Below are 20,523 nucleotides of genomic sequence, written 5' to 3'. Positions count from 1 at the left end.
ACCGGGCCGGTCTAGAAATGTCCGTTGACGGGGGAAGATCGGAAGTGGCTGGCCGACCGTCAAACCGACGCGAATGATGTGGTGGACGACGCCCGCTCCCGGCATCGAATGTGCCAAAGGGTGATCGTTCAACAACGAATCACCGGAGGGGGTCGTCCACATGCAGGTTAGCACCATCGGCGTTGATCTCGCCAAGAACGTGTTCCAAGTGCACGGCGTGGATAGTGCGGGCAAGATCGTCATCACTCGTCAGTTGCGGCGCAAGCAGGTCATTGACTTCTTTAGCAAGATTCCCCCTTGCCTGGTCGGCATGGAAGCCTGCGGAACCGCTCATTATTGGGCGCGTGAAGTCTCCAAGCTCGGTCACACCGTGCGTCTGATGCCGCCGAGTTACGTGAAGGGCTATGTCAAACGGTCGAAAAACGATGCTGCCGACGCAGCCGCCATCTGTGAGGCCGTGACACGCCCATCAATGCGGTTCGTGCCGATCAAGTCGGCCGATCAGCAAGCCTTGCTGATGTTGCATCGAACGCGGGATCTTTTAATCCGTCAGCGCACGCAGCTGATCAATGCGCTCCGAGCCCACCTTGCCGAGTTCGGCCTCGTTGCGGAGACGGGGCGCGATGGTCTCGCGCAGCTCGCCGCGATCATCACGGACGAAAGTAACCGCGAAGCTCTTCCATCTGCGATGAAACAGGCGCTGCAGGCCATCGTCGATCAACTCGCTGCTCTGGAATTGCAAATCGGGACTCTGGATCGCGCCATTCACGCCCATCATCGTGCCAATGACATGAGCTGCCGCCTCGAGACCGTGCCCGGGATAGGCGTGATCGGGGCCACGGCCATTGCTTCTACTGTCACAGACCCGAGTGACTTCAAATCCGGTCGGGATTTTGCGGCATGGATCGGACTTGTGCCGCGGCAGCATTCGACGGGGGGCAAGGAGCGGCTCGGCGGCATCTCCAAGCAAGGAGATCGCTATCTCCGACGGTTGCTCGTCATCGGTGCAACAGCCGTTGTTCGACACGCCCGGCAGCAGCCGCAAAAGCATCCTTGGGTCATGAGGCTGCTGGCCAAGAAGCCGGCCAAGCTCGTCGCCGTTGCGGTTGCCAACAAGATGGCGCGCATCGCTTGGGCGATCATGGCCAAGGGAGGATACTATCGAGCGCCGGAGCTTGCTGCAGCCGCCTGAAGAGGCTTGGCAATGGGAGCCTGAGGCGACGGCGGAGCAAGACAACCGAATTGCGAGGGTGATGATGGCGTGATGCGAAACGGTCGAGCCGTCGATTGGGACAACCCGCTTCTGGGTCATGGGCGTCAAAGCCCGTGCGAATGATTGGGACCCGATCCGCGGACTACATCAGGGCCAGCGGTCATGGTGCCGCGCAAACAGGCCGGACACATGACTTGCACCCGACCGCAAGCCGAACGTCAGATTCTTCTTGCAACGCGGGCGTCGTCCACACATGACCCCAAAGCCGACGTTCATACGCGCCGGCCCCGCACCTCCGCCCGCCGTGCGCCTGAGCGTCGTTTGCCGCACGACGTATTGAATCCGCCTGCCAAAGCGGATTTTGAGGGGTTGTTGTCGAAACACCGCGAACCCAAGAAGTCCAGTGTAGAGTCGTACGCCTCGGCAGCGGGGGGCGCGATGTCAGCCTCTACTTGCCCCGCTACCTTCTTTGGTCATGATCAGCGGAACGTCGTGTGGTCTGCCCTCATGATCCGGCGCCATAGGACAGCCCCGACGGTGTCCGCCTGCTTGCGCAAGTTGCACACGCGCTTCCGGCACGCTGCCGACGGCGCTTGGGCGACCAGCTCGTCCCACGTCTCTTCCACCGCAACACTCAACTTGGCCAGATCGGCCTGCGCGGCGCGGGCCAGATAGGACATCACCTCGCCGAGGTGCCCATACATCATGGCGTGAGCCAGTCGCCGACCACCATAGGCAAAGTCCGGCATGTGTTTCCACGTTCCGCGCGCAAGCCGCACCCCGTTCGCCTGCGCTACTGGGCGGATCCGGAGAGGATCGAGGATTGTGCTGTCGAGGTCGCGCAGGATCATGCGCGACGGCATGCCGTTACGCAGCGCGACGTACACGTTCTGCAGGTGCGGCTCGAACGCCATGCCCCAGCGCGCATAAAAGTCGACCATACCGTGCAAGAGCACACGGCAGTAGACGCGGAAGAATGCGTAGGCGTGCTCTCGATCGCGGAGGTCCAACATCGTGCGCGCCTGCTGCGGCCCGCACCAGAGATTTAGCGCCGGGACCACCATCTCCGAGGCATCCGCCCATACCGGCGCCCGGACGATCATGGCGAGATGCGTGCCGACAAATGGATCGGCATGGGCAACTGAGGCCACGTCGCACTGGAAGTCTATATAGCTTTCTCCACTCTGCCGCAAAAGGATGCGGGCGAGCGACGAGAAAGCGGTCGCATTCGCGCGATTCAAGGGATAGAGCAGCCGGTCTTCCCCCGTCAGTATGACGGTCATCGGCAGCTTGACGTCGAAGCCGGATCGCAAAATGCGGCACGTCCGCTGCGACGCGAGGGGAATCGCCTTGAGGCGGGTGTCGAGGACCGCAATCCATCGCCGTTTTAAAAGCTCGCGGATTACTGGCGAGAGCTCGAGTTGCCACGGGTGCAGTGGGATCACGACGTCGACGTTTCGAGGAAGGGGAATGCCGGCCCAGGCGCGAAAGCACGTCCGATAATCCGCGTACGCGGTGGAATCGAACAGGCACGGCCGAGCGGCGACCAACGTCAGATCGATCGCCTCTCGGCAGAGATTCGAACACTCAGCCACCTGTCGGGGCGACGGTCCGAGCCGGAGCGCCGGAAACGGATAGTAATGATGGCCCTCATATGCGGGCTCGATGGCCTGCGCACCGGCATCGAGCCCCTGGGCCATGAGACGGTTCATCACCAGATTGGCGAAGCTGTTGTCGAAATCTGCGATGACCCGATCGAAATGCTGGGCGAGTTCCGAGGGCTCCACGCAGAGGCGAAGGGCGTTCAGGAAGGCCCGGGTGCTGCGTAGCGCGCGCCGTCTGCCCGCGACAATCTTCCATGGAAATCCGTTCAGTTCGAGCCGTCGGAAGGGCAGCGGGCCACCCACCGGCGCCCGCAGCATCGGCTCGTGGCCGAGATCGAGAAACCACTTGCCAGCCTCGCTCTGCCACAGCCGCGCGTGCGGCGCGTGGCCCTCCCGGAATATCCCCTGGAGCAGCCGCGACACAGCGACGAAAAACGCGGCCTTGTAGGCGCGCGCGAGTCGCGCCCCGCCGATCCGGCGCTCGCAGGCCCACTGTCTCACAGCGTGAAGCGTCATGCCACGCCGGATGCGGCGATGATCAGAGAGGCTCGAAGGCGCCTCTTCCAAGGTCTTCATTCGTGATCGCGTTGAAGTCGCTCATTCGCTCTTGCATGAGCCGCTTCACCGCGTCGGCCTTGCCCCGCTGCGCAAATTCCTCGATCAGCGTGGCGGTGTACCCGATGTGGCGGGCCTCGTCGACCCGCAGGCGGTCGTGCAGAAGGGCCAGGCGACGCCGCCGCTCGGGCGCGCAATATGCCAGCAACATCGGCCGTTGAATGATGTGGTGCACCAGCGTGCGGATCTCGGCGATGTTCATCTGGATGAGATCGTCGAGCGTGATCGCGCTCGCGTACGGAGAACTCGCGTGCGCCTCGAGCGGACTTCGCTGCGTGTAGCCGGGGGACAGCGAAACAAGCTGAGCACGGGATCCGTTGTCGACGACGTCCGGGAAAGTGATATCCAGCATCGCGACATAGGCCTTGGCGTGTCTGGACTCGTCGATCGCGTGCGCCTTGATCTGGGCGGCCACGTGGGCATCCGGTGTGGAGGCCGCGAGGTCCCACAGGTGCCCGGAGCCTTCGCCTTCCCCCTGCGCGTTCTGGATGAGCGACAGAGCCATCCAGTTCGGGTCCCTAGCCACGTCGCGGTAGGTCTTTTCGTAGTTCTTGGTCCCAAACGGTGGCGGTGCCTTGCGGCAGGCGGTGACCAGCGCGTCGCGATAATGAGGTCCCGCTGCCCGGTGGTGCGAGCGAAGGGATTTCAGGGTGAGCTCGGCGGCGATGTTCACAGGCCGGCCCTCATAGCGCGAGCGTCTAGCCCAGGGGGACTGCGGATCGCCTCTTGAACGGCGCATTTAGCGCCACGAAGCGGACCTTTCCCACGGCCGCTTTTCCCAACTTCTTTTTCAATGCTTCGAGGCTGTCCAGGTCGATTTCGGCAGTGCCATCCTTGTTTAACCTACCGAACTCCTGCTGAGGGACCCCCACACCTTTCAGCGCCTGCATGGCTTGACCGAACTTGCCCCCCTTGGCCTTCGCCTTTCTTGCTTTGGACTTCGGACTTTTCGCCATCGGTGAATCCTCCTCGAGGGACACATCAACGATTGCGCGCCATATGTCAGGCGCCGAGCATATGGAGCCTATGGTCGCGACAGGGTAGTGTCAACGGCGAGAGAGCGAAAAGGCGCCCGGGGTGGCCATGGCGACCTCAAGCGCCTGCATCTCAGCCTCGGCCTTCTCGAGCCAGAACCCCATGCCCATCTCGCGAAATAGGTTCATCGCCGTCGTGAGATGTTCTGTGGCACGCCAATCGCCAGCTCGCCCGAGGAGCTTGCCGACGCTGAAGCGACAATGAGCGACGAGCGGTCGCATACCGAGCTCTGAGGCCAAAGCTGTGGCGGTAACATAATGAGCTTCGGCTGCAGCAACGTCTGGGCAGTCACGATGTGACGCCGTCTCGCCGAGGAGCAGGTGGGCCCACGCTTCGTGACCGCGTTCTCCGCGCTCGCGGGCAAGCACCACGGCTCGGGTGCCAAACTCCCACGCCTCCTCCACGCGACCTGCGAGGAGATGCGCCTCGCCGAGCTGCAGAGTGCTCATCGAGTGCAGGTATCCGATCCCGGCGGATCCATAGCCGGCCAAGGCTTGCCGCAGCCAGGAGACGCCTTCCTCGATGCGTCCCGAGCGCGCGTAGACGTGCCCCAGGGCCGCCTGCGCGATCGGAGTCAAGTACGCTATGTCCCACTCCTGGGACAGAGCGACCGCACGCTCGAGCGGCATGATCGCCCGGGTGAAATCTCCGCGGAGGCCTTCGAGGCGTCCGAGGTTCAAGGAGGCCCAGATGAGGCTGAAGGGGTGATCGAGCACTTCAGCGAGCCGGACAGCCTCCTGTCCATGGTTGCGTCCCTCGTCGAACACTCCGAGTTCGGCGAGGGCGCGCGCCAGGAAGGCGCGCGCCACCACCGCCGGATACGCAACGAGTCCAAGACGCTTCCGCGACAGATCGCCGGGCAGCGCCTCTATCAATGTCCGGCAGAGGCGTTCGGTTTCGCGATAGTCGCCCGAGAGAGCCCCCAGCCAGACGCGGTAGTACCGGCCGGCAACCTGGAGCGAGACATCGTGGAGAGACGCGCCGATGGCCTCGACCTCTTCGGCGAACGCGCGCACGTCGCTCGCGCGACCACCCGTGTTCAGGTGAAGGCCGCTCATGTAGCCCGACACCGATGCCAGTCGGTGCCGATCATTGAACTTCTTGGCGAGAGCTTCAGCTTCCCGGAGGTACTCTTTGATCTTTCCCCATTCCACCAGCGGGAGCAGGGCGTTTCGAAGGTCGAAGCGAAGATCGATCCCCTGCTCCAGGGTCTCGCGAGTCACGGGTAGGTGGGTCAACGCCATCAGCGCTTCCTCGAAGCACCTGACAGCTTCCCGGTGGACCGAGCGGGCGAGAGCCTTGGCACCGGCTTGCTGAAGGTAGGTGACCGCCTTCGCCCAGTCCTGGCCCAGAAACGCATGATGGGACAGCCGGTCGACATATTCGACCAACCGGGTCGGATAGGTCCGCTCGATGGTCTCCACGATTCGCACGTGGAGGGCGCGCCGCCGGTTCTGGAGCAGGCTGCCGTAGGCAACTTCGTGCGTCAGCGCGTGCGCGAAGGCGTACTCCATGTCCGGCAAGAAGCCGACCTCGTACAGGAATCCCGCCGCCTGGAGGCGTCCGATCGCGGCATGCAACTCATCTTCGGCGACCTTGGCAATACCTTGCAGCAAGCCAAGCGGCACGTCCCTCCCGAGCACCGAAGCGGTCTGCAGGAGCGTCTTATCGGTGGAGGAGAGCCGGTCGATGCGGGCGGCGATCACGGCTTGGACCGTCGCGGGGACCTGGATGGATGGCTGCGGCCGCGCCAACCGGTAGGCCCCACGTTCGCCGAGCAGGGCCCCGGTCTCCGCGAGCGACCGCACGCTCTCCTCCAGGAAGAACGGATTGCCCTCCGTCCGCGCGATCAGTGTGTCCTTGAGCGGTTCGAGGCTGGCATCGGACCCGAGGAGGACGCCGAGAAGCTGCTCAGCGGTGTCCGATGGCAGAGGATCCAACCGGAGCTGCGTGTAATAGGTGCGGCTGCCCCACCGGTGCTGATACTCCGGGCGGTAGTTAACAAGCAACAGCAGCCGGGCAGCCGGCAGGCTCTCGATGAGAACATCGAGCAGTGCCTGGGTCTCGGAGTCGATCCAGTGGAGATCTTCGAAGACGACCAGCAGAGGCTGTTTGTGGCTTTCGCGCAGCAGCAACCGCTTCAGCGCGTCCAGTGTTCGGCGGCGGCGCTGGGGTGGATCGAGCTTGTCCCATTGCGCATCATCGGATGGCACGTTCAGCAAAGATAACAGGGCTGGCAAACTTCCTTCCTGTACGCGATCCTGTGTCGAGAGCTTCTCTCGCACGGTCTGCGGGTCGTCGCAGTCCACGATCGCGAAGTAGCCCTTGAGGAGGTCGATCACAGGCAAATAACTCGTTCCTTTGCCATACGAGACCGAGGCGCTCTCGAGGACCCGCCAGCCCAGCAAGTGATGCGAGTGGGTGAACTCGTAGAGTAGGCGCGACTTGCCGACCCCCGCTTCGCCGACGATCGCCGCGACCTGCCCGTGTCCGGCGGCAGCGAGTAGCAGCGCGCGGCGGAGTTGCTCCAGCTCAGCGTCGCGGCCAACGAACCGCGTGAGCCCCCTCCGTGCGCTCGCTTGCAATCTGTTCCGCGCCGGCCCAGCCTCCGTCACCTCGTAGACCTCGACCAGGTTGGCGAGCCCCTTCACTGGCACGGGACCGAGGGGCTTCACGCCGACATAGCCTTCCGCCAACCGGAAGGTATCGGCCGTTGCGAGCACGGAGCCGGGATTTGCCATCTGCTCCATGCGAGCCGCCAAGTGTACGGTCTGCCCCACGACGGTGTAATGCGTGTGGAGGTCGTTGCCGATGTCACAGACAACGATCTCCCCTGAGTTCAATCCGACGCGGATTGTGATGGACAATCCGTGAGAGCGCTGGAGATTTTCTGCATACCGTTTGACCGTCTCTTGCATCCTGAGCGCCGCATGACACGCGCGCACAGCATGATCCTCATGAGCGAGCGGTGCGCCGAAGAGGGCCATGATGCCGTCGCCCATGACCCTATTTACGGTACCCTCGTAGTGGTGCACAGCCTCAATCATGCATTCGAGCACCGGATCGATGAGTTTCTGTGCGTCCTCCGGATCGCGGTCGGCAATCAACTCCGTCGAACCCTTGATATCAGCGAAGAGAACCGTGACCTGCTTCCGCTCGCCATCTAGGTTTGCCTTGGCCGCGAGAATCCTGTTGGCGAGGTGCTGTGGTGTGTAATCTTTGGGCGAGGCAAAACGAGGCTCGGCCGCAACTGGCATCAGGGGATGGGCGCATTCTGGGCAGAACTTGGCTGTGGCAGAAACCCGACTCCCACAATTGGGACAGCCTATTATTAGACGTGCCGCGCACTCCTCACAGAACGTGGCTGTGGCGGGGTTTTCGTGCTGGCACTTCGGACACTTCATCACCGGCCCTCAGCGGGGCATAGGCTGGAAGCGGAGGGCAAGGCACGCAGCGCTCTCCGGTCCTGGATATGCTGTCAACTGAACTTACTGGAAGTGCGTCGGTCGCGATAGTCGAGTGTGAAAGCTTTCATTTGCAGCACTCTAGGGAATCCGTCAGTCGCGACAGTTTCGGAGCGTCCGGCGACCGACCTCCACCATCGGCAACGCCCAAGGCTCCACTTCCGCTGATGGCACTCTTGCGACATGCCGACGGACACCGAGAATGTCCGCTCATTGGGGAAGACCGGAAGTAGCCGGCGCCCAATGAAATCGACGCGAATGACCCGACCCGGAGTGCGCCAGGAAAGCTGGCAAAGAATAGGAGGTGAAAGTCCCCCATGGGGTAAGGACTAGCCATCCGCCCCGACCTCGAGTGATGCGCGGCGTCCCGCGAGGGCCGACGTGAAGCGTTCACAGGGGAGACCACGGGCCAAGTATTGAGCTGCGAAACGGGTCTAATTCCGAGGTGCCGATCTCCTTCCGTTGAAGAGAAGGCAACATCGTCCCATGGCGAATGGCTTGCATGGGAAGAACCTCGCGCAGTCGGAGATCTTGTGCACGTGGAGAAGTTCTTTGCACGGAACCTGGGAAGTCTCATCCGTGTCCGGACAGGCAAGCCGGGCCGGTTCATGAAGGCAACAGCCGAACGATGATCATGCACGCGGATGAGAATTCGGACGGGGTCATAGTACCCGAGAAGCGGCCGAACAAAGAGGGCTTGCCCTCGGCGGAGGCCGTGGAGGGAAGGACCCCGCCCAAGGGGAACGGCGACGAGACGGCCGCGGCCCGGACACTGCGTCGGGACAACGCGTCGAACGGACTCATCGCCGTGCGCCGAGCGGCGCGACAGAGCAAGAGTGTACGGTTCACTGCACTGCTGCATCACATCACCATTGATCTCCTGAAGCGGAGCTACCTGTCGCTTGAACAGGACTCCGCGCCGTGGCAGACCTACGGAGAGAACCTCGAAGAAGCTAGAGGACCTGCACGACAAGGTGCATCGGGGCAGTTACCGAGCGCGTTTCCGAAGGCCTGCGAGGCCGCCCGCGGCGCGGAGAAAAGCAAGAGTTCAAGATCTTCATCAGTCAGGCCATCTGGCAGCGGCCAACTGAGCCCGGCAGCGCCGGCCCGGCGCAGATAACCATGCACGACGCCGTTGCTGATGCCGATCGTGCGGGCAATCGCCCGTTCCGGTAGGCCTTGAACATGCTTGAGACGAAGAACTTCTCTGTTCCGGCGCATCGACAATCTCTGGGTAGGCATTGGGCTTCCTCGTTAAACGACGAGGCTGTCCTAAGCCGCTTGAGATGTCGGCCGAAGCGGGCGCGCGGGGCTGCTCACGATCCCGCGAAATCGGTGCTCACGATCGTCTGAAATCTATGCTCATGAAGCTGTGAAATCCGTGCTCACGATCCCGCGAAACGCGCACTTGATGGGATTTTTAAACTCGCGGAGTCTGGACTAGAGGCGCCCCTTGCTCCTCACCTCCGACGCCTTTCCTCTTGGTGTGCCTGTTCGACGACCGGCTCGAGCCGGTACACCTCCCCAGCAAGACCATCGGTAACAAAGTATACAAGGTTGTTGGAGTCGACGCGCACGTCACGAATGCGACCAAGTTCGCCACGGAGGAAACGCCGTTCGGAAGCGATCCGCCCCTCCTTCATGTCCAGGTTGACCAACGCTTCTCCAGCGAGCGCGCCAATCCAGAATCCGGTGATACGGTCGAGACCTTCGAGAGCCAATCCCGACGGAGCAATCGAGGGTGTCCAATGATAAACGGGCTGCTCCATACCGTGCTTGGCAGCACCCTCGCCAATCGGCTCGTCCGCATATCCGATACCGTGCGTAATGACGGGCCAACCGTAATTGCGGCCGGAGATGATCAAATTGAGCTCATCGCCGCCCTTCGGTCCGTGCTCATGCGACCACAACTGGCCGCTACGCGCATGAAAAGCGAGGCCTTGCGGGTTGCGATGACCATAGCTCCAGATCTCCGGCTTCGCCTCCGGCAGCGAAACAAACGGGTTGTCCCACGGAACCGAGCCGTCGGTGCGGATGCGAATGATTGACCCGGCGTGATCAGCAAGGTCCTGCGCGCGCTCACCCTCCCAGCGGTCACCAAGCGTCAAAAATAGGTATCCATCGCCGGTCACAGCGATCCGGCCTCCGAGTTGGTTCGGGCTCGGCGCGGGCGGCGAGCTCTCAAAGATGACCTGCTTGTGCTTAAGCTTCGAGCGCGGCTCATCGAGCTTGGCCCGGAGCACGCGGATCGTGGAGGATGACCCGGTTCCGTGCACATAAGACAGGTAGATAATGCCATTTTCGCCGAAACCTGGATCAACGGAAACGTCGAGAAGTCCGGAGTGCCCGCTGAACAGGACGGGAGGGACGCCGGTTATTTCGCGAGCACTTGACCCCGGCCGGATGAGTTGAAGGCGGCCAACACGTTCCGTGAGGAGAATGGAGCCGTTTGGCAGAACAGCGATGGACCAAGGGAACTCGAACGGACCCGCAATTTGCACGGCCCCGAAATCCGCGGGCACTTCGGGAGCGCTGAGTTCTCCGTTTTCGGGAGCGCGAGCAAGGGTGCTGTCGAGCGGGGCGCTAACACAGAGAGCGAGTGCCACCATAACGCTGAACGGCCCGCTCCGGCGCGCGCCGCGATGATTCGCGTTCCGGATCATTCCCCTATTCCCCCAATCTCAGACTTGGCGACCGGTAAGGTGGTGCGGCGTGATTGACTCCTCGCACCGCTGGTGTCGCGCCGCAGACGGCCGTTGATCTAGCCGACGGGCGGCGCCTCTCTGCTCCTGTTGGCAGCGATCCCGATGTTGCATCGGCCAAGCCGCGCGGTCAATTTGGAATCTCGGATTGAGACTCTTCGTTTTCTGTTGCGGTTGCTGTGGGCATGTGGGCAACGCGGCGGCGTTGTCCAAGCCTAAACTGAAATACCGGGTCGGTGGCAACCATGAAGGGGCTCGCGAAAATCTCGGCCGCGTCACGGCGGCGGCCGCGCTGAAGAAGGCCAGGCAGTTCGTGCAAGAAGGCTACCTCGACGTGAGGATCTGCACCCCGCGCGGGCAGGTCCTGTTGTCAGCGGGCAGGTCCTGTTGTCAGATGAATTCAATCATCTTGAAAAACAGGAGGAGACTGCCATGGTCAAAAGCCAGCAACGAGGCAACCGCGAAGCCAAGAAGCCCAAGAAAGAAAAGGTCAAGGTCATCGCCGCGGCGCCCAGCCAAAAGGCCGCGACCTGGCAGCCGAACTTCATGCCAGGGAGGAAGAAATAGCTCCGGTTGAACCGGCCAATCTCTCAACGATCGGCTCCTATTGGCACGAAACGGACCCGCCGGGCCGAGCTGACGATGTCCGTTGACGGGGGTAGAGCGGAAGTCGGCGGTACGCAGTCAAACCGACGCGATTGACCCGAAGCCCACATTCGGTCTGAACGATCTATAGCGGGGTATGCAGTGTGAAACTGGGTCGCTGCGGCTAGGGAAATGTCGCCGTGAGCGCTTTGTAGCGATCAACCAATCCAAATTCTCCGAGCAAACAGGGCGGTGTTCATGAACAAAGACGCACCGAAAAGTCCTATAACTCCTGCTAAAAGCCACTTCGCTCGCAATCCCAAATCAGCCAACACTACAAACAGAGGAAATGAAAGGAGATTAAATCGGCTCATTGAGACGAAGCCTGCTGGCCCACCGCTGAGTGTTAGATATGGCAACAACAGCACACCCATGGCAAACAGTGTCCAAGTTGAGGGCAGTCGAGACCAGCCCACAACAATCAGGACAACGAACAATAATGTAAACCAGCTAGCTTGCCCCCATGGATTCCAATCATTGAGGATCATTCGGGTGAAGGGCTCAAATTTGAGTGCCGCAACTAATCTTGTAGCTAGGGTCGTTCCTTGATGGAAAGCCACCTGCCCATCCGAAAAAGCAAACGGTGTTCCGAAAGAGCTCCAGAGATAGATCATGAATAGCCAGATGCCCGATGTCGCGAGAAGGATGCATGGCAAGAGAGCAGGAAGGAACGGCCTCTGATCGCGATTGAGCCACATCTCCCAGAGAAGGACGGGTAATAGGACAATGCCCGTTGATCGGTCAGAAATTACCAAGCCTGCAAGCAGTGCTGCTAACAAATAGCATTTTCGCTTCAAAGCAAGAAAAAACGAAACGATTAGAAGCAGTGCCAAGGGTTCGGTATACCCGGCCGATAGCAAAACCGAAGCCGGAAAAAAGCTGAGCAGCGCGGTTGTGGCGAGAGCGAGTTGATCACCAAATTCCTCGCGAACTAGCTTGAAAAGAACGCCGATGGCGAACAATCCCGCGAGATTCGATATCAACAGCAAAGCATCCGCAGGCGTGAGGCCGCTAAACGTCACCAGGCCCCGTGCGAGCATCGGATACAGCGGGTAAAACACGATATTCTGTTGAATAGTCGGATCGCCGTTATACCGATAGCCTTCTGTGACGATCTTGAAATACCATTCCGAATCCCATTGCAGCAATTGGTGGTACCAGAGCGGTCCCGCCGACCAGCGTTCGATCGAGCTGGGCACATATTTTTGCGAGAATACCAGTCCGAGCGCGACCACCACCCGCGAACAAGAGAATATCAAGATGGCCCAACAATAGGGAAGCCAAGAATGACCTTTCCAGTTCGGACACCGCATCTCCATGTCCATACTGTCGCTTGGTATAAGCCTAAGATCAATCGCCCTAGGCGTACCGAAAACCATTCCACTTCCGGTTTTGGTACTTTTCGGACATGGTAGGCCCGGCTGATCATGTCTGTTCTTGAGGGGATATTGTTGCAAAAGTCTTTTTGGGGGGGACGAACGAAATTTTTTAGAGCCGCTGATGCGTTTTACGAGCGGCGACGTGAGGGACCATATCGTTTCATCCAAAATCGACCAGGGATCTCCGTAGTGGCGCTGAAAAGCAACGCAGCGGCGGAGAAGTCCAAAGATCAACTTTCGCGAGATTTTCCGGGTCGCTCGATTTTCGACTTCTGCAACAATATCGAGGGTAAAGCGGACTGCCCAGTTGCGCGCCCTGATTTCCGAATTTGACCCTTAGCTGACCTCAAGCGTTACCCTGCAGGAGGTCCCCAACCCTTTCGAGCCGCCTTACGGGATCGAGGGTCGCGAGCAGCGCCTGCTTATCCGGGATCGAAAGCTCGATATGCGACGCAATCATATCGGCGAGCCGGCCAGGATCGCGGATCCGTTCAAACGGCGGCTTGATTTGCGGCACACGCGGATAACCTTGCTTTATTGCATCCCGAAATGAATGGGCAATGAAATACGCTTTGGTTTTCATCAGGATCAGGTCCGGCACATCCGGAGCAGGTTGTTCGTCGAGAACTTCGACATCGGCGACATAGCCGTCCGCCTCGCCGACGAAGTCTTTGATCATGACGCGCCGATGGATTTGGGTCAGCGCCTTCCATCTGCCGTCGGCCAGCTGGTCTAGGGTGAGGACGCTACCAAGAACACCGACGTCATAGACATCAGCAAGTCCGGGCTCGTCGACGTCGGAGCTTCTTTGGATCGCGACTATAATCTGCCGCGCGCCTTGAAAGGCCCGCCCAAGCGCCTGAATGGTTTTGGCGCGGTCGGTGTAAAACGGCACGATCCCGCCGGGGAACGGCGCGAAATCCCGGATCGGCATGGCGGGATGGCGTCCCGCCTCCGTGGCGTGTGTTGCGGCTGCGACCAACGGTCCCTCACGGCCCGCCTGGATCTGCGCCGACAGCGTGTTCCAGTCGGCGACGCCGAACATTTTTGAGACCAGCTCCAGGCTCTCGCTGTGGCTGATGGTGACCGTTTTGGCAGTCAGGGAGGCGCGCAGGGTCTGCGCCATGGCCTTTGCATCGCGAAAATCGCGCATGACTTCGTCCTTTGACTAGAGCGAACCAGGCATGTCAGGCGGTTGCGTTGCTGACCCGGTCGCTCGGGCAAAGGAAAGCCAATAAAGGGCTCGATACGTTCACCGTTCCCGTGAGGGTGCAACCAGCAGGTCGTATCAACCGCCACAAAATCTGGCCTGGAGGCGGCTTGGTGTCAATCACCTATCGCGCTGCAGTGAAGGAATTGCACTAGGTCGCCTGTTGGCACGAAACGGACATCGATCCGGCGATGGTCGATGTCCGCCATCGGGGGTAAAGCGGAAAATGCGGTAGCGGTGCCGTCAGACCTCTGAACGTCGTCGGCGCGCCGATTGGCACAAACGCGAGCTGTCTGCCCGCAGCTTTCGGGCGGAATAAGATCACGCTGGTGACGCACCGCTGCCATCCAATAAATGAGCGATAGTGATGCGGCGATCCAGCAGTCGCGTCTTTTTCGGCGCGATTCGAAACAGATGACGACTACGACAGCAGCGCTGTCTTGAAGTTGCCTCGCGACCAGCCACCTTACCTTAGTCGATGGGACGCGTAGGACTTATCGACATCACGGTTGGCAACGCGGCGCGCCTCGGCGCATCGCAACGTTCCACCACGCGACGCTGCGCGTCGCACCACATCGCTACGCAACGCGCGAGCCGCTGGGGACATCCCGGCGGCTCTCGCGCGTTTAGCGCGGACGGTCTCTAAGTTGCCGATCTGTTTCCTGTGCGCCCCAGGGGAAGATCGGAAGTAGTCGGCCGACGACCAAAATGACGCGATTGACCGACCCGAAGCGGACATTCGGACCGAGGGACCTGTAACGCTGTCCTCCAAGCTCCTATTAAGAAGCCGTCAGCGCACCGTTCCTGTGGTTGTCTCTACGGCTGGCGGTGGGGTCTGGTCTCGCACCGTGGATCCCGGTGTTCCGCTTGGTCCGGGATTGCTGGGAACATGCGTAGTATCGTCCCATGCGAGGGCGGCAATCGCCAGAATGATCGCTGCAGCGATAACGGCGAGAGTGCGAATACTGGTCGAGCCTTTCCGATCTTGATTATCTCGCATGCGACCCTCTCGGGTGACGGTTCCATTGCGTGCTCAAGGCAGGACATTACATATGTGCTGCGGCGATGTTGTGGTGGCGGTACGGCTGCGCGCCCAGAAGAAGGTTCCAGCGTGTTATATCTAGACCTCGGGATCGTCACGATCCTGATTGTCATCAATGGCCTACTCGCAATGTCGGAGTTGGCCATCGTATCATCGCGCCCGGCAAGGTTGGCCGGTCTTGTCGAAAAGGGCGTCAAAGGGTCTCGCCGTGCCCTCGCACTGGCATCCGATCCCGGCAAATTCCTGTCTACAGTTCAAATCGGCATCACGCTGATTGGCGTGCTATCCGGCGCTTTCTCGGGCGCTACGCTAGGGCTGCGCCTTGCATCTTGGCTGATCGAGGCCGGATTTTCGCCCGTCGTCGCAGAGACGATCGGTGTCGGCGTTGTCGTGACCGTCATCACCTATGCCTCATTGATTATCGGCGAGCTTGTTCCAAAGCAGATTGCGCTACGCGATCCCGAGGCGGTGGCGGCCAGGGTTGCGCCTGCGATGGTAGTGCTGGCCAAGATATCGTTGCCTCTGGTCTGGCTGTTGGATCGTTCCGGCAAGGCGCTGCTGTGGCTTCTGGGCCATCGTGGTGAAGCGGAAGAGAAAATCAGCGAAGATGAAATTCGCTCGCTTGTCGTCGAGGCCGAAAATGCCGGTGTGCTGGAGCCGGGCGAGAAAGAGATGATCGCAGGCGTGATGCGATTGGGTGATCTTCCGGTAGGGGCCGTCATGACGCCTCGCCGTGAAGTAAGCACGATCGATTTGACCGATCCGGCTCCGACGATTTACAGGGCTTTGCGAAGTAGCGATCACTCCTGTTTTGCGGTTTTCGAAGGCAATCGGGAACATGCGCTTGGAATCGTGCAAGCCAAGGATATACTCGATGTCTATTTATCCGGGCACAAGCCGAACATTCGGAAGCTGGTTCGGGACGCTCCTGTCATTCCTGAATCTCTCGACGCGCGAGACGTTATCGCGATATTGAGGGAGTCTCCTGTGCACATTGGGCTCGTGCACGACGAGTATGGCGTTTTCCAAGGTGTCGTGACGACCGCAGATATTCTTGAAGCGATTGTCGGCTCCTTCCATACGAAAGACGGGCCTGCTGAGCCTGCTGCCGTAAGGCGCGAGGATGGCTCTTATCTAATCTCGGGGTGGATGCCCGCGGTCGAATTTGCAAAATTGCTCGGGATCACCCTTCCTCCATCGCGGCCATATCAGACGGTTGCGGGGTTTTTGCTTCAGGAGTTCGGCACGATTCCTAGCATTGGCGATAGAATTGAAACTGAAGGATGGCGATTTGAAATTGTCGATCTGGACGGCAGGCGCATAGACAAGATGCTGGCCAGCCGATTGGAAGCCGCATGAATGTCAAAGCCCGCTTCTGGCACTTTTCGGACCTGACCGGTTGGGCTGACGATGTCCGATTATAGGGCAAAGTGTACTTCCCGGTTGCCCTTGGTCGTGGTCCGCCACCCAAAGCGGACAATTGAGGGTTCGCTCGTTCAACCAAAGCAGCGGCTAAAGGGCCGCCGCTCTCGCATGCATCGCAAACTATTCGCTTGTTTGGGGCTAAACCGCAACAAGCGCCTTTAGCGCACCGGTTCTCGCGACGACTGAGGCTTCTGTCTCGCCGCGCTACATGAGCGCGGCGTTGATCCACAGATGGGTGAGGATGCTTGCCATGTAGCCAAGCGCAATGGCCCAGGTCCATCGAAGATGGTTGATAAACGTGTAGTGGTTGCGCAGCAGTCCCATCAGCGCCACGCCCGCCGCCGTGCCGATAGACACGAGGCTCCCCCCGACACCGGTGCTCAGCGTGACGAGCATCCACTGGCCGCTCGACATATCCGGGTTCATGGTGAGCACCGCGAACATCAGCGGGATGTTGTCGAACGCCGCGCCCAGCACGCCGATGGCGATGTTGGCGGCGGTCGGTCCGAGGTCGCCATAGAGATAAGTCGACAACTGCGCGAGGTAGCCGGCAACGCCTAGTCCGGCGACGGCGAAGATGACGCCGAAGAAGAACAGCAGCGTGTCCCACTCCAGGCGCCTGATCTCCCGCAAGGAGTCGAACGCCATGTCCTGGTCGTCACGGCGGCGACCGATCTGCTGGAGGATGTAGCTGTACATTTGCAGGTATCCGAGACCCAGCATCATCCCGAGCGCGGGCGGCAAACTGAAAAAGGTCTTGAACGAAACGGCGGTCGCGATGGTGGCCGCGAACAGCCCGACTACAACGGCCGCGCCGTGCTTGAGTCTCCTCGTTTCGCTTACCGGCTCCGGCATTCCTTTCGGCAAGCTGAAATGCATGAGCGCCGCCGGCACGAGGAAGTTCGCCAGCGCCGGGAGGAAGAGATGGAAGAACTCCAGGAATTCCAGCTTGCCTTTCTGCCAGACCATCAGCGAGGTGATGTCGCCGAATGGCGAGATGACGCCGCCGGCATTGGCGGCCACCACGATGACAATGCAACCCATAACGATGAACTGGTAGCTGCCGACCCCGACGGCCACCACCACGGCGCCCATGACGAGCGCTGTTGTCAGGTTGTCGATGATGGGGCCGAAGACAAACGCAAGCCCCCCGATCAGCCAGAAAAGCTGCCGATAAGAAAGTTTTCTGCTGGCGAGCTTGGCCCTCACCGCGGCGAAGACGCGCCGCTCCTGCATCGTGTTCACATACGTGATCGCCACCACGAGGAACAGCATCAACTCGCCATAGTCGAGGATCACATGCTTGGCGGCAACTTCGAGCGCGGCGCTCTGACCACGCGCGGCGTAGACAACGCCGAGAAGCGCCCAGATGAGGCCCGCCGCCAGCATGACGGGTTTCGACTTGCGCAATTGAATGACTTCCTCGACGGCCACGAATCCGTAGGCGACGAAGAAGATCAGGAGCGACAGATAGCCGACGGGATGCTGCGTCAGGTCGATGCGCGCGCCCGCCTCCATGGCATGGAGCGGCGCGGGAGCGGACAGGAGCAAGACAAATACCGGAACGGCCAGCATCCACAGCCGTCCGGCAAAACGCACCATCGTCAGCCCCTGTCGACGAGAGTTGAACGTCATTACCTTGCGGCTTTCCACTATTGGGTTTGAGTAAGGCAGGCCCTGTTCCTGTCGCGAGGATCGTGCCTGCTGGAGACTAGGCGTAGCACGCCACGGCGCGACATGCGCCCAGTGCTACGTAGGGAATAGTGCCCACGGACTTATGGTGAGTACTACCTACGCGCTTGCGTACGAAGTTAGGGGGGCGCATTCTCGCTGGAGAAAAAATTGTCGCTTGGCGACGGAGGAACTGCATTGGGCGACGTCGTCCGCAGATCAAATAGCGCGGCTGCGGGCTTGTTGCGCTGGAGTGGCAGCTGGCCGCGCGAACTTGCGCCGGCGCAGTACGCCCTGATCGGCGGCATCTTCACTGCCGCCTATCTCGGGCTCGAATGGCTCACGCGCGTCCATGAACTCGAAGGCCTCGGCATCACGCTGTGGAATCCGGTGAAGGCGCTGAGCCTCGGCCTGTTGCTGCTCAAAGGCGTCGCTTATGCGCCGGTGCTGTTCCTGGCAGCGTTGCTGGTCGATCTCTTCATCTACGGGGCGGCTAAGAGCGTCGCTTCTACTGTTGCCACGAGCGCGGTTGTTGCGCTCGGTTATGCGGCGCTCGCCGCAGGTCTCACGCGAGGCCTCGGCTTTGCGGTTGGACGGTCCGACCTGCGCAGTGTGATTGCGCTGCTGGTGACGGTGCCGGCAGGGACATTCGTCATAGCCTGCCTCTATTGCGGCTTTCTCGTGTGGTTCGACGATCTGCCGGCGAGGCAGTATTGGGAAGCGGTGCAGCATCTTTGGGTCGGAGACACCGTCGGTGTCATCATCATCCTCCCCGTTGCCATGGCCGCGTCCGGGTCAGTTCAGCGTCTGGCTGAGACAAGACCCGCGGTACTGCTGATCGACTCAGGGGCCTTTCTGGCGGGGGTCCTGATCGCGTTGTGGCTGATCTTCTCCTTCGAGGGAGCCCACGAATACCATTTCTTCTATCTGCTGTTCCTCCCGGTGAGCTGGATCGCGATGCGCACCGGGTTCGTGGGAGCGGCAGCTGGCGTATGTGTCGTCCATCTGCTGCTGTTGGCTCTCATCAGTTGGGGTGGCTATCCCGCGAGCACTTTCATGGGCTACCAGCTCTTGGTGCTGGCGCTCGTGTTCAACGGGTTGTTGCTCGGCGCCGTCGTCGACGAGCGCCGCAGATCGGATGAGCTCCTGCGCGAGCAGCATGCCGAGGTGGTGCGCATGACAAGGCATGCGACGGCCGGTGCGATGGGCGTTTCATTGGCGCACCAAATCAGCCAGCCGCTGTCGAACGTGGCCATGTACCTTCACGTCGGCCGGCAGCTTTTGGCCGACAAGCCTGCCGACCCGACGTCGATTGCGGAGTCGCTTGAAAAGGCAACAAGTCAGCTGCGGCACGCGAAAGACATCCTCGAGCGTCTGCGGGATTTCGTCTCGCGTGGGACGCTTAGGCCAGCTCCCACTGACCTCGGTGCCCTGACGCGGAAGGTGGTGGCCCTAGCCGGGGATGATGCAAGGGCGCACGGCGTATCGGTGCGGCTTGAGGCTGCGTCCGTCCCGCCGGTCACCGTTGACGCGCTTCAGCTCGAGCAAAGCCTGATCAACGTGATCAACAACGCCATCGACGCCGCCGCGGAAGCGGGCCGATTGCCCGGCTGCGTCACCGTTCGCGTGGCGGCCCTAGACAAAGGGGTGCGGATCGAGATCGAGGACAATGGGCCAGGCGTGTCCGATGTTGTGGCCAAACACCTGTTCGAGCCGTTCGTCACGACAAAGCCGAGCGGTATGGGGCTCGGCTTGGCGCTATCGCGCGAGCTGATTGGCGCGCATGGAGGGACGATCGATTGGGAGCGCATCCGGCCAGATGGGGGCGCGCGGTTCACGATCGAGCTTCCCTTGAGCCCAGAGGTTGGCCATGGGGCATAAGCGCGTCGTGCACGTCATCGACGATGAATCCGATGTCTGCGAAGCCCTCAAAGTGCTGTTGCATACGGCGGGGATGGAAGCGCGCACCTATGCCTCGGCCGAAGAGTTCCTCGCGGAAGTCAGGTTGACCAAGCCAATATGCCTGCTCGTCGATGTGCGCCTGCCCGGAATGAGCGGGCTTGAATTGGTGCGCCAACTGCAACTGGGGCCGGTCCGGCCGGTCGTAGTCATGATCACTGGCCACGGCGATGTGCCGCTTGCCGTCAAGGCCATGCGAGCGGGCGCATTGCACTTTCTTGAGAAGCCGTTCGAGCCGGCGGAACTCCTTCAGACCCTAGAGGAAGCACACCACCGCGTCTGCGAAATCGCTGCCGAGGAAGCAACGTATGCGGCTATTGAAGCCAGCTATCGGTCGCTCACGGCGCGCGAACAGGAGGTGATGGCGCTTCTGGCTGAAGGAATGCCGACGAAGCTGCTCGCTACAAAGCTCGGGATCAGCACAAGGACAGCCGAGCATCATCGCGCAGCTGTCCTGCAGAAGATGGGCGCGCGGACGCTGTCGCACCTGGCGCGCATGAGCATGAGCCTGCAGGGGCGGAGTGCACCTATGCGGCCGTAGTAATCATCGCAATTCAGG

General features: G+C 60.8%; 13 protein-coding genes and 2 pseudogenes. 5 read left to right on the top strand and 10 right to left on the bottom strand.

Going from position 1 to position 20,523, the window contains the following annotated elements; translation table 11 throughout:
• Positions 1 to 160 precede the first annotated feature (160 nt).
• Complete coding sequence (locus V1279_RS31680) at positions 161 to 1,192, top strand: IS110 family transposase (protein ID WP_334444144.1); 1,032 nt, start codon at positions 161 to 163, stop codon at positions 1,190 to 1,192.
• A 500-nt stretch (positions 1,193 to 1,692) separates the two neighbouring features.
• Here V1279_RS31680 and V1279_RS31675 read toward each other — a convergent pair whose 3' ends face one another.
• The 7 genes and pseudogenes from V1279_RS31675 to V1279_RS31650 all read right to left on the bottom strand — a co-directional run bounded on the left by V1279_RS31675 (position 1,693) and on the right by V1279_RS31650 (position 10,594).
• Positions 1,693 to 3,393, bottom strand: a complete 1,701-nt coding sequence (locus V1279_RS31675; protein ID WP_334444191.1) for an IucA/IucC family protein — start codon at positions 3,391 to 3,393, stop codon at positions 1,693 to 1,695.
• On the bottom strand, positions 3,356 to 4,105 hold the full coding sequence (locus V1279_RS31670) for a hypothetical protein (RefSeq protein ID WP_334444188.1): 750 nt from the start codon (positions 4,103 to 4,105) through the stop codon (positions 3,356 to 3,358). The genes V1279_RS31675 and V1279_RS31670 overlap by 38 nt, the downstream gene beginning before the upstream one ends.
• A 25-nt stretch (positions 4,106 to 4,130) precedes the next feature.
• Entirely contained in the window at positions 4,131 to 4,388 is a 258-nt protein-coding gene (locus V1279_RS31665; protein ID WP_334444186.1) for a hypothetical protein, read from the bottom strand.
• Positions 4,389 to 4,478: 90 nt separating this feature from the next.
• Positions 4,479 to 7,724 carry an ATP-binding protein gene (locus tag V1279_RS31660; protein WP_334444184.1) on the bottom strand — a complete coding sequence of 1,082 codons (3,246 nt, stop codon included), beginning with the start codon at positions 7,722 to 7,724 and terminating at the stop codon, positions 4,479 to 4,481.
• Positions 7,725 to 7,730: 6 nt separating this feature from the next.
• Positions 7,731 to 7,871 (bottom strand): annotated as a pseudogene (locus V1279_RS38030) (zinc-ribbon domain-containing protein); the annotation flags it as partial.
• A gap of 1,068 nt (positions 7,872 to 8,939) precedes the next feature.
• Positions 8,940 to 9,173, bottom strand: a pseudogene (locus tag V1279_RS31655) (sigma factor-like helix-turn-helix DNA-binding protein); the annotation flags it as partial.
• A gap of 218 nt (positions 9,174 to 9,391) precedes the next feature.
• Entirely contained in the window at positions 9,392 to 10,594 is a 1,203-nt protein-coding gene (locus tag V1279_RS31650; protein WP_334367004.1) for a PQQ-dependent sugar dehydrogenase, read from the bottom strand.
• A gap of 426 nt (positions 10,595 to 11,020) precedes the next feature.
• On the opposite strand from V1279_RS31650, the gene V1279_RS31645 reads away from it, so the two are divergent.
• Positions 11,021 to 11,200, top strand: coding sequence for a hypothetical protein (locus tag V1279_RS31645; protein WP_334444181.1), 180 nt, complete (start codon positions 11,021 to 11,023; stop codon positions 11,198 to 11,200).
• A gap of 236 nt (positions 11,201 to 11,436) precedes the next feature.
• On the opposite strand, the gene V1279_RS31640 is transcribed toward V1279_RS31645, so the two are convergent.
• On the bottom strand, positions 11,437 to 12,603 hold the full coding sequence (locus V1279_RS31640) for a mannosyltransferase family protein (protein ID WP_334444178.1): 1,167 nt from the start codon (positions 12,601 to 12,603) through the stop codon (positions 11,437 to 11,439).
• Between the two features lie 400 nt (positions 12,604 to 13,003).
• Positions 13,004 to 13,810 (bottom strand): LON peptidase substrate-binding domain-containing protein, encoded by an 807-nt coding sequence (locus V1279_RS31635; RefSeq protein ID WP_334444176.1) that lies wholly within the window; start codon positions 13,808 to 13,810, stop codon positions 13,004 to 13,006.
• A 1,168-nt stretch (positions 13,811 to 14,978) separates the two neighbouring features.
• Here V1279_RS31635 and V1279_RS31630 point away from each other — a divergent pair.
• Entirely contained in the window at positions 14,979 to 16,268 is a 1,290-nt protein-coding gene (locus V1279_RS31630; RefSeq protein ID WP_334446649.1) for a hemolysin family protein, read from the top strand.
• Positions 16,269 to 16,538: 270 nt separating this feature from the next.
• Here V1279_RS31630 and nhaD read toward each other — a convergent pair whose 3' ends face one another.
• The gene (nhaD, locus tag V1279_RS31625; RefSeq protein ID WP_334444174.1) at positions 16,539 to 17,969 is read right to left on the bottom strand and encodes a sodium:proton antiporter NhaD; all 1,431 of its coding nucleotides are present in this window, start codon (positions 17,967 to 17,969) and stop codon (positions 16,539 to 16,541) included.
• A gap of 207 nt (positions 17,970 to 18,176) precedes the next feature.
• On the opposite strand from nhaD, the gene V1279_RS31620 reads away from it, so the two are divergent.
• Both V1279_RS31620 and V1279_RS31615 read left to right on the top strand, forming a co-directional pair.
• The gene (locus V1279_RS31620; RefSeq protein WP_334444172.1) at positions 18,177 to 19,886 is read left to right on the top strand and encodes an ATP-binding protein; all 1,710 of its coding nucleotides are present in this window, start codon (positions 18,177 to 18,179) and stop codon (positions 19,884 to 19,886) included.
• Entirely contained in the window at positions 19,876 to 20,505 is a 630-nt protein-coding gene (locus V1279_RS31615; RefSeq protein WP_334444170.1) for a response regulator transcription factor, read from the top strand. The genes V1279_RS31620 and V1279_RS31615 overlap by 11 nt, the downstream gene beginning before the upstream one ends.
• Positions 20,506 to 20,523 lie beyond the last annotated feature (18 nt).

It is taken from the genome of Bradyrhizobium sp. AZCC 1610, from assembly GCF_036924515.1.
In the GTDB taxonomy this organism is placed as follows: Bacteria; Pseudomonadota; Alphaproteobacteria; order Rhizobiales; family Xanthobacteraceae; genus Bradyrhizobium.
Note: the sequence above shows the minus strand (reverse complement) of the source record. Positions and strands in the feature narration are given on the sequence as shown.